10 protein-coding genes are annotated in these 9,161 nt (G+C 60.5%); all 10 read left to right on the top strand.

Annotation, left to right across the window (positions count from 1 at the left end; genetic code table 11):
• The first annotated feature begins 463 nt into the window (after positions 1 to 463).
• The 10 genes from HKD31_RS11455 to HKD31_RS11410 all read left to right on the top strand — a co-directional run bounded on the left by HKD31_RS11455 (position 464) and on the right by HKD31_RS11410 (position 9,158).
• A complete protein-coding gene (locus HKD31_RS11455; protein WP_194265054.1) occupies positions 464 to 1,084 on the top strand; it encodes a hypothetical protein in 621 nt (206 codons plus the stop codon).
• A gap of 62 nt (positions 1,085 to 1,146) precedes the next feature.
• A complete protein-coding gene (locus HKD31_RS11450) occupies positions 1,147 to 1,491 on the top strand; it encodes a hypothetical protein (RefSeq protein ID WP_194265055.1) in 345 nt (114 codons plus the stop codon).
• Between the two features lie 2 nt (positions 1,492 to 1,493).
• Positions 1,494 to 1,964, top strand: a complete 471-nt coding sequence (locus HKD31_RS11445; protein ID WP_194265056.1) for a terminase small subunit-like protein — start codon at positions 1,494 to 1,496, stop codon at positions 1,962 to 1,964.
• Positions 1,936 to 3,420 carry a DEAD/DEAH box helicase family protein gene (locus tag HKD31_RS11440; protein ID WP_194265057.1) on the top strand — a complete coding sequence of 495 codons (1,485 nt, stop codon included), beginning with the start codon at positions 1,936 to 1,938 and terminating at the stop codon, positions 3,418 to 3,420. Before HKD31_RS11445 ends, HKD31_RS11440 begins: the two co-directional genes overlap by 29 nt.
• A 7-nt stretch (positions 3,421 to 3,427) precedes the next feature.
• The gene (locus HKD31_RS11435) at positions 3,428 to 4,933 is read left to right on the top strand and encodes a phage portal protein (protein ID WP_194265058.1); all 1,506 of its coding nucleotides are present in this window, start codon (positions 3,428 to 3,430) and stop codon (positions 4,931 to 4,933) included.
• A gap of 3 nt (positions 4,934 to 4,936) precedes the next feature.
• Positions 4,937 to 5,758 (top strand): phage head morphogenesis protein, encoded by an 822-nt coding sequence (locus HKD31_RS11430; protein ID WP_194265059.1) that lies wholly within the window; start codon positions 4,937 to 4,939, stop codon positions 5,756 to 5,758.
• A 65-nt stretch (positions 5,759 to 5,823) separates the two neighbouring features.
• On the top strand, positions 5,824 to 7,242 hold the full coding sequence (locus HKD31_RS11425; RefSeq protein ID WP_194265060.1) for a DUF2213 domain-containing protein: 1,419 nt from the start codon (positions 5,824 to 5,826) through the stop codon (positions 7,240 to 7,242).
• 3 nt (positions 7,243 to 7,245) lie between these two features.
• Positions 7,246 to 7,746 carry a structural cement protein Gp24 gene (locus tag HKD31_RS11420; RefSeq protein ID WP_194265061.1) on the top strand — a complete coding sequence of 167 codons (501 nt, stop codon included), beginning with the start codon at positions 7,246 to 7,248 and terminating at the stop codon, positions 7,744 to 7,746.
• Entirely contained in the window at positions 7,731 to 8,798 is a 1,068-nt protein-coding gene (locus tag HKD31_RS11415; RefSeq protein WP_228120577.1) for a major capsid family protein, read from the top strand. The genes HKD31_RS11420 and HKD31_RS11415 overlap by 16 nt, the downstream gene beginning before the upstream one ends.
• A 3-nt stretch (positions 8,799 to 8,801) precedes the next feature.
• Positions 8,802 to 9,158 (top strand): hypothetical protein, encoded by a 357-nt coding sequence (locus tag HKD31_RS11410; protein WP_194265062.1) that lies wholly within the window; start codon positions 8,802 to 8,804, stop codon positions 9,156 to 9,158.
• Positions 9,159 to 9,161: the final 3 nt, after the last annotated feature.

Below are 9,161 nucleotides of genomic sequence, written 5' to 3'. Positions count from 1 at the left end.
ATCCCCAATCCACGCCTCCATGAACTTCTGCCCTGGCACTGGAAAGCCCACCAGCAGGTCCACAATACCATCGCCGCCTGAATACGCCCGCGTCTCTCGCCGGATGATTACTTGCTGTCGAACATAAAAATAACCTCTTTGCGACAACCCGGCGGCTGCCTCAGTTTATCGACAGGATGCGTGCACAGTTACGGCTGTCTCCCCTGGAACAGTCGCAATCTGTTCGAAACGCAAGTGACCTGATTGCCCAAACTGACGACATTGAGGAGTTCGAGGCATCTGTGCCAAAAATTCGTGAATTGCTGACGATTGAACAGGAGCTTTACGACCTCGTCGCACGCGAGGAAGAGCGCTAGCTGCTTTGCCCATTGGCGCGTTGCGGACTTTTAACGTCATCTCTGAGCGGATGTTTTTGCAGGAAATTCCCTTGTACTAAGGGCAGTAGTTCGAGTATGATCGAATAATGCCAGCAGCCCTGAAATCCCGCGCCGGACTCGGCGAAACGATCCGCCAGTTTTCGACGCCGAAGACGGTCCGAAAAACGGCATTCCTTCCAGCGAAGGCAGAGGATAATTCCCCAACGCCGGAGCGGATGGCGAAGGGGGATTTTGAGTGGCAGGGCAAGAAGCGGGTGAAGCTGAATACCGTCAACGCCCTTCACATGGCTGGCGATATTGACGGGTCAGCAGTCACGGCAGCGAAATGGTGGATCTGCGATTATGTGTTTGCAAACCACGGATATCTCGACATTCTGAACGATGTTCTGCCTTCGGATTATGTGAAGGGCGATGTCCATACGTTCGCTGTTTCCCGCGGAAATGCTGCTGAACGGATTGGTATGATCCGCGATCGGCTTGGGCTTTGTGCTCATGTTCGGCTGGAAATGATGCTCGCACGGGAACTGTCGTTCTCGGCCATGGCGGAAGCTCTGGTGCCAGCCAAGGGCACGCAGGGGCGTAAGGTCGTCTCTGCCCAGTGCGCGCTGGTGCTTGAGCAGCTCTGCGATGCGTACACCCAGGTGCGCCGGGAGATCCGGGACAGGATCGAGCGGAACAAAGCGCTTGTACTTGGCCCCAGCGGCTGATACGGTTGGACAACACTGAAGAATTGCGCCCATAGCGCCAATTTTATTCCGGACAATCAGCGATGGCCGCAACCACAATCACAGTCGGTGATGTGGTGAAATGGCGCGGGTCGCTTCATGTGATTGCGGAAATACAATCAGGCAGCGCAGCACTGTGTCCCGTTCTCCCGACGCGAACCGTCAGGCATCGGGCCGATATCCTGATCGGGTTTCCCGACACCCTGCATCTCGGCCTGGTCGATGGCGCACTGATCCGGTGCAAACCCTTCGTGTTCCACAATGCCTGCAACCTGACGAAAGACGGCTCGCTCTCCCCTGCCCTTCTTTGCCGCATGCGGCGCGCGATTGAACGCGAAATGGATGCGAGGCGCGTCGAAGCAGGCGTGGCCAAGTATCTGGTGCGGTAGTCATGGCGAGAAAGAAGGCGGAAGTTATTCCGGCTCGTCCCAAAAGAGCGCCGCCTACTCCCATCACTCCCGAAGTCTGGGATGATGTTCTGGATCTGATAGAGCAAGGCCACACGATACGCGATATCTCCGCCATGGCTCACATGCCGGACTGGACGACGATCCGGCGATACATCAGGGCTGATGCCGAACGCAGCACACAATACGCCCGCGCGCGCGAGGTCGCTGCCGATGCTTATGAGGCAGAAATCCTGAGCGAGGCACAATCGGCAGATCCTGTGACGGCTGCCGCTGCCCGTGTCAAAATTGATGCGCTCAAGTGGGTGATGAGTAAGCGGGCGCCCAAGGTCTATGGCGACAAGATCACGCAGGAACACACCGGCACTGACGGCGGCCCAATAGAGATAAAGGGCGGCGGTATTTCCGCTCTACTGGCGGCGGCAAATGGCCCTAACGAAAGCGGATCTGACTGACTACGCCAAACTGCGTGGTATCTGGCGGAAAGACCCGGTCCTGTATGCGCAGCAGCGTCTGGGGCTGAACCCAACAGCACAACAGCGGCAGCTTCTTGATGCTATTGCCCCGGCGGGCGCCAAAGTGTCCGTCCGTGCAGGGCATGGCGTCGGCAAATCCGGCGCAACGTCAGCAACGATCCTCTGGCACCTTGAGTGCTATGAGTATTGCCGCATCCCGTGCACGGCGCCCACCGCGTCACAGCTCTACAACGTCCTCTGGGCTGAACTGTCCAAGTGGATGCGCCGTTCAGATGAGCAGTCGAAGACGATGGGACTTCCGTCTGAGCTGTTGCTGTCTAACCTGTTCGACAAGACGCAGGACCGGCTGGCAGATAAGGGCAACCCGTCCGAATGGTATGCCGTGGCCCGCACAAGCCGGCGTGAGGCTCCTGATGCACTTCAGGGTTTCCATGCCTCGGATGTGCAGATCACTGACGACAATAAGGCTGTAGAGCGTTCTTCATCAGGCGGCTCCATCCTGTTCGTGATCGAAGAAGCCTCTGGCGTGCCAGATGAGATTTTCGAAGTAGCAGAAGGCGCGCTGTCATCGCATGGCGCCCGGCTGTTGATGGTCGGTAACCCGACAAAGAACAGCGGTTTCTTTGCCCGGTCGCAGAAACAGGATCGCGCGCTCTACACGGCGTTGCACTTCTCGTGCTCTGACAGCCCGTTGGTGGATGACACCTATCGGAAGAATTTGGTTCGGAAGTACGGCGAGGGATCGAACGTTGTCCGTGTCCGCGCAGATGGGGAATTCCCGAAGCAGGACGACGATGTTCTGATCCCGCTGGAACTAACGGAAGCCGCTCTGGAACGCAAAGACGGCGAGCGCAACGGCCCGCGCCGCCTCGGGGTGGATGTGGCGCGCTTCGGTGATGACCGCACCACTTTCGTTCTCAGGGCCGGGGACGTCATCGAACAGGTCGAGGTCCGGTCCAAACAGGACACCATGACCACGGCGGGAATGGCCGCGCAGTTTTTCCGCCAGTGGAGCGCAGATGAAATCTATGTAGACGTGGTCGGCATCGGCGCTGGTGTAGCGGACCGACTGCGGGAGCAGAATTTCCCGGTGACAGACGTCAACGTGGCAGAAAAGGCTCCTGAGAACCTGGACCCGAAGGATGCGGTTCCAGCCAAGCTGCGCGATTACCTCTGGCTTGAAATGGCCGAATGGATGAAGGGAACGCCTGCTTTCATGGCCCCCCAAGAGGAAAACGCGGAAGACCTCGCCGGGGAACTGTCCACGGTCCGTTATGGGTTGGACAGCTCCGGCCGCATGGTAGTCGAGAGCAAGGACGCGATGAAAAAACGTGGCGTGCGGTCGCCTGATCTGGCCGATGCGCTGGGGGTGACGTTTGCGCCAGAAAAACGAAAACCAATGATTTTCACGACAACAGACCTATCCATGATCTAGGGCCGCCATGTTTTTTCGCAAGAAGCCACCCCTGCCGCGCGAACCTCGCAAAGAGCCGGTTCTGGGGAGCGCGCGAAAAACGGTCCTGACGATTACCGAGGATGATGCGAGGGAAATAGACCGGGCAACACGTCTCCGCCCTCAGCCGCGTACGTTCACGCCGTACAAGCCGATAGCAGGCGTGGTGAGAGACGGTGCGCCTATGGCAATGGACGCCGCGCCTCAGGTGAACCTGTCGGCTGCGATGAACAACATGGTCGCCGAAGGTGTGGCGTTCATGGGCTATCCGCGCCTGGCGGAAATGGCCCAGCGCGTCGAATATCGGCACATCGCCACGGTTCTCGCGGAAGAGGCGACGCGGGAATGGATCGGGTTCCGTAGCGGCGGAGACGGCGACAAGAAGGATCGGATCGCGGCTCTTGAGAAAGAGTTCACCCGGCTTAATGTCCGGGACAAGTTCCAGCGCCTGTCAGAGTTGGATAGCTATTTCGGCCTCGGGCAGCTCTTCATTGATACGGGCATCCCGTCGCTTGACGCAGATCTTGCCACTCCCCTGCTGCTGACGCCTGAAACGCTTCAGGTCGGCGGCCTCAAAGACCTCGTCGTGATTGAGCCCGTCTGGGTCAGTCCGAACGAATACAATTCGACCAAGCCGTTACAGGCTGACTTCTACAAACCCTCCCGCTGGTGGGTGATGGGCTCTGAAGTCCACTCGACGCGCCTGCTCAGGTTCGTGTCGCGCGAACCCGGGCAGATGCTGCTGCCGTCCTACAACTTCGGTGGCCTGCCGCTGATCCAGCTTGCCAAGCCGTATGTGGACAACTGGGTCCGCACCCGGCAGTCCGTGTCCGACCTCATCAACGGCTGCTCGATCGTCAATCTCAAGACGGACATGGCAGCAACGTTTAGTAATTCCGGGATTACCGGCCTGATCGGGCGCATCCAATCGTTCATCAGGTTCAGGGACAATCGCGGCGTCTTCCTGACCGACAAGGAAACGGAAGAACTCCAGAACCAGGCACTGGAACAGATCTGCGTTGTCGCTCAGATGCCGCTGGTGAAGTTCTCGGGCATCTCTCCGTCTGGTCTCAACGCCTCATCCGAAGGTGAGATCCGGGTCTGGTACGACCGCGTGACGGCATATCAGGAGGCCTTCTTCCGGCCGAACCTGACGCCCGTCATGCACGCCTGCATGCTGAACCTCTGGGGCGAGATCGACCACGACATCGAGTTCTTCTTCGTTCCGCTCTGGCAGATGGACGCGGCTGCGAAGGCAGCGGTTGCAAAGACCAACGCTGACACGCGGGCCGTCTATGTGGAGATTGGCGCTGCGGATCAGGACGAGGTCCGCAAGGCCCTCGCCAACGACGAAGATAGCCCGTTCTCTGGCGTCGATATGTCTGGCCCCGGATACCCTCCCCTTGAAGAGGAAGAAGGCGGCGGGGGTTCGGTGACTGGTGGCGTGCAGACACTCGGTAATCCTGCCGCGCATTTGGATGACGAAGAGGCGTAACGCATGGCCCGGCGCCCGAAGACGCTGCGCCCGATCCGGCCCAACGCCGGGGTAGAGGCGAAATATCAGCGGGCGCTGGACAATCTCCTTTCCGAGATGGACAAGAGCCTGCGCTACTGGATCACGGCGGAGTATCGTAAGGCGCTTCCTAAGATCACGCAGGACGCGGCGGCGGGAATGGCGATGGATGCCTCTATCGCTTCCATGCTCCAGTCTCTCATGAACCGGCTGACGAAGCGGTGGCGCAAGAAGTTTGACGACACCGCCAAGGATCTTGCATCCCGCACGGTGTCGAGCGTTGATCGGAACTCGACCGCCTCCATGCAGAAGGCGCTCAAAGACGCGGGCATGGCGATCCGGTTCAAGCCGACCGCCAGCGTCAGGCAGGCCATGCAGTTGGCGGTCAATGAGAACGTCATGCTCATCAAGAGCATTGCCGAGCAGCACCTGACCGACGTGGGCCAGATGGTCATGCGCTCTGCCATGCGGGGCGGAGATCTGAAGGAACTCACGGACGGTCTGACCCAGCGTTTTGGCATCACCCGGCGACGGGCGGCGAACATCGCCCGCGATCAGAACTCGAAAATCACCACGGCTATCAACCGGCAACGGCAGATGGATATGGGTCTGTTCGAAGCGGAGTGGATGCACTCGGGCGGCGGAAAGGAACCTCGCCCGAAGCATGTGGCCGCTGGCCGTTCCCGACTGCGGTTTGATATCCGGGAGGGCGTAGACGTTGACGGGGATGGCCGGAAGATCTTGCCCGGGCAGGACATAAATTGCCGCTGCACGTGGCGCATGATTTTACCCGGATTTAACGACTGATCTGCCCCGGATCACCAAGACAAGCCCCGCCGTCGAGCGGGGTTTTTTATTGAGGTACGCATGACATGGCCGAGCTGAAGATAGCGCTAGACAAGAGCGTCCGGCGACTGGATCAGGACGGGCATCTCTTCGTTGAGACCTGCATCCTGAGCGCGGCCATTGTCTCGCCGTATCTAGGCCGGGAGATCCCGGACGCAGAAAAGCTCGGGCTTGAGCCGGACACGGTCTATCAGGTCTACCGTGACGCCGATGCCCTCAGAGCGGCGGCCGCTTCCTTCGCCGGGAAACCGGTCCTGAGTGAGCATAAGCCGGTTTCCGCCAACGACCACCCATACATGATTACTGTGGGTGCGGTCGGCGATAACATCCAGTTCAAGGATCCTGACCTGATCGGGTCCTTCTCGGTTTGGGAAAAGCAGGCCATCGCCGACATCGAGAGTGGAGTGAAGCGCTCCGTCTCTGCCGGGTACCGATACCGCGCTGTTCCCGAAACAGGGACGGTGGGCGGCGAGGCCTACACCCTGAAGATGGTGGACATCCAGTTCAATCACCTTGCCCTGGTCAGTACGCCTCGCGTCCCCAATGCCGTCATCGGCGACGATGGCTCGCAAGTTTACAACGCCCCCAACGTGGAAAGACAAGATAACATGCCGAAGAACAACCGCGCCACGCGGCGTGCGGCCCTGTCCAAGCTGCGCCCGTACCTTGCGCAGGGCGCCGATATCGAAGCCGTGAAGAAGGCTCTCGACTGCGACGACACGACGCGCGACTCTGCCGTTGATACCCTCCGCGACCTGCTTGGCGGCCGCGTGCCGGATGAGATCATGGACCAGGTTCTGGCCCTGTTCGAGAACATGGGCAGCGAAGGCGCAGAGAACGTTGACGCCGAAGTCGCTGATGAGCAGACGGACGACGAGCGCCGGGCCAAGCTGAAGGCCGCTGGCCTGTCGGACGATGAAGTCGAGAAGTGCATGGGCGCCTTGTCCGTCACTGGCGAAGACGAAGAGGTGGACGAAGCCGCCCGGGAACGCGAAGCCGAAGCCACCCGCAAGGCGGACGAAGAGCGCAAACGCAAGGAAGACGCCGACCGTGAGCGCGAGGCCGCTGGCGCCCGCAAGGCTGATGAAGAGCGCCGGGCCGAAGACAAGAAGGCCATGGATGCTTCCATCGAAGCTGCAGTCGCCCGCGCCAAGGCCGAGACGATGACCAGCATGAAGGATCTCGCCAAGGCCCAGTCCGAGGTGAAGCCTTTCGTCGGCAACGTCACGATGGACAGCGCTGAGGGCGTCTACCGCTTCACGCTGCGCCAGCTTGGCTACGACCTGACCGGCATCCCCGGTTCGGCATACGGCGCCATGTTTCACCAGCACGCCAAGCAGTCGGCCAAGGCATCCGCTCCGGCCCCGATGGCAGCCGATAGCGCCTCCGGCGTGGACTTCTTCAAGAAGTTTCCCGGCCTCGCAGCAGTTCAGATCAAGGGCTAACCCATGACCTTTCAGACACGAGTCAACGTCGAGCCGGCCATTGGCGTGCCGGGCGACTTCGCTTCCGCCAACCCGACCGCCAACGTCCTCGCCGGTGAAGGCGCGCTTGTCGCCGGTGCGGCTGGCGTCACCATTGCCGCCTTCGCGTGGATCCAGGCCGACGGCCAGACCGTCCTGAACGCTCCGGCATCCGGCAACACGGCCGCCCCGGACGGCTTTGTTCACCGCGAACTGCAGGCTCTTATCGCCAATCTGTACGATGAGACGTCCATGGTCATCCCGGGCGGATACATGGTGTCCCTGTTTGCCGCCGGTGATTTCTACGCAGTCAGCAGCACGGCTGCCACGCGTGGGCAGAAAGTGTTCGCCTCTACGACTGACGGCAGCGTCAGCACAGGCGCTGCGGGGGCAACCATCGCCGGGGCCGTTGAGACGCCGTTCTATGTCGCTTCCACCGGGGCGGCAGGCGAAACCATCAAGATCAGCACATGGGACCATCGCTAATGCCCTTCGATACCGAATTTGACATCCTCCGGGATCGCGGCTTCGTCATGCCGGAGGGCGCTGGCCTTCTGGCGAGCGACGACGTTCTCCGTACCGACGCCATGGCCCTCGCTGCCATGGCCGGTGACGCGGCCCCCGTCCTGTCCACCTCGCCGAATGGTGGCATCCCTGCTTTCATGGCAACCTACGTCGATCCCAAGCTGATCGAAGTGGCGTTCTTCCCGATGCGCGGCGCCGAACTGAACGGCGAGGTGAAGAAGGGCGACTGGACCACGCCGACGGCCATCTTCCCGATGATCGAGAGCACCGGTCAGGTCTCCAGCTACGGCGACTGGAACAACAACGGGACGTTCGGCCTCAACCCGTCCTTCCCGGACCGGCAGTCCTATCACTACCAGGGCATTGCCCAGTGGGGCGAACGCCAGATCGAGATGGCGGGGAAGGCCCGTCTCCAGTGGGTCGCCGGTCTGCGCCGCTCCGCCGTTCTGAAGCTGAACAAGTTCCAGAACAAGAGCTACTTCTATGGCATCGCCGGTCTCCGCAACTACGGATACCTGAACGATCCGACGCTCTCCGCGTCCATTACCGCTTCCACGAAGACGGCTGGCGGCACGACGTGGACGACGGCCACGCCGGAAGAGGCAACGGACGACGTCATCACCCTGATCGGTGAGCTGCGAACCCAGTCCAGCGGTCTCGTTACCACTGAGTCCAAGATCACGATCGGCCTGTCGCCGACGCGCGCCGGTCTGCTGACGAAGCCAAACCAGTATGGCCTGTCCGCGATGGACCAGATCACGAAGCAGTATAAGAACCTGCGCTTCGTGGAGGCCGTCGAGTTCGGCGACGAAACCGGCATGACGGTTCAGTCCATGATTGCGATCGCGGACGAAATCGAAGGTCAGCCTGTCTCCGAGGCCGCGTTCACCGAGAAGTTCCGTACGCATCCGATCGTCACCGGCCTGTCAGGCTGGGAACAGAAGATGTCTCAGGGAACCTGGGGCGCAATCATCTACATGCCTCTGGGCGTAGCAACGATGGCGGGTATCTGATCCATGAGTGAAACCAAAACCACGACCAGCAATGCAGTCATGATCGGCTGCAAGATACCGAACGGCCTTGTTCTCCAGGTCGGCAGCCAGCGTTTCGTCCTCAAGGGGACGAACGTGAAGCCGGGCGCTCCGCATGTCGTCACCGGCGGCTATGGTCTTACGACCATCCCGGCTGACGTCTGGGCCGAGTGGTCGGGCAAGCATAAGGACAGCGTGTTCATCAAGAACAGCATCGTCTTCATGCAGACCACGGCGACGAAAGCCGAGGGACAGGCCAAGGAACAGGAAGGTGTCAAGACCGGCCTTGAGCCGCTGGACCCCGCCAAGCCTGCTCCGGGCGTGAAGCCCGTAGAGGCCTGATGT

Source organism: Gluconobacter potus, assembly GCF_015244705.1.
GTDB lineage: Bacteria > Pseudomonadota > Alphaproteobacteria > Acetobacterales > Acetobacteraceae > Gluconobacter > Gluconobacter potus.
The sequence above is the reverse complement of the archived record's forward strand: the minus strand, read 5'-3'. Positions and strand labels throughout refer to the sequence as shown.

What these genes read in the sequence shown, in the direction of transcription:
- HKD31_RS11455 (WP_194265054.1), top strand. Translation starts at nt 464, where the DNA reads ATGCCAGCAGCCCTGAAATCCCGCGCCGGACTCGGCGAAACGATCCGC.
- HKD31_RS11450 (WP_194265055.1), top strand. Translation starts at nt 1,147, where the DNA reads ATGGCCGCAACCACAATCACAGTCGGTGATGTGGTGAAATGGCGCGGG.
- HKD31_RS11445 (WP_194265056.1), top strand. Translation starts at nt 1,494, where the DNA reads ATGGCGAGAAAGAAGGCGGAAGTTATTCCGGCTCGTCCCAAAAGAGCG.
- HKD31_RS11440 (WP_194265057.1), top strand. Translation starts at nt 1,936, where the DNA reads ATGGCCCTAACGAAAGCGGATCTGACTGACTACGCCAAACTGCGTGGT.
- HKD31_RS11435 (WP_194265058.1), top strand. Translation starts at nt 3,428, where the DNA reads ATGTTTTTTCGCAAGAAGCCACCCCTGCCGCGCGAACCTCGCAAAGAG.
- HKD31_RS11430 (WP_194265059.1), top strand. Translation starts at nt 4,937, where the DNA reads ATGGCCCGGCGCCCGAAGACGCTGCGCCCGATCCGGCCCAACGCCGGG.
- HKD31_RS11425 (WP_194265060.1), top strand. Translation starts at nt 5,824, where the DNA reads ATGGCCGAGCTGAAGATAGCGCTAGACAAGAGCGTCCGGCGACTGGAT.
- HKD31_RS11420 (WP_194265061.1), top strand. Translation starts at nt 7,246, where the DNA reads ATGACCTTTCAGACACGAGTCAACGTCGAGCCGGCCATTGGCGTGCCG.
- HKD31_RS11415 (WP_228120577.1), top strand. Translation starts at nt 7,731, where the DNA reads ATGGGACCATCGCTAATGCCCTTCGATACCGAATTTGACATCCTCCGG.
- HKD31_RS11410 (WP_194265062.1), top strand. Translation starts at nt 8,802, where the DNA reads ATGAGTGAAACCAAAACCACGACCAGCAATGCAGTCATGATCGGCTGC.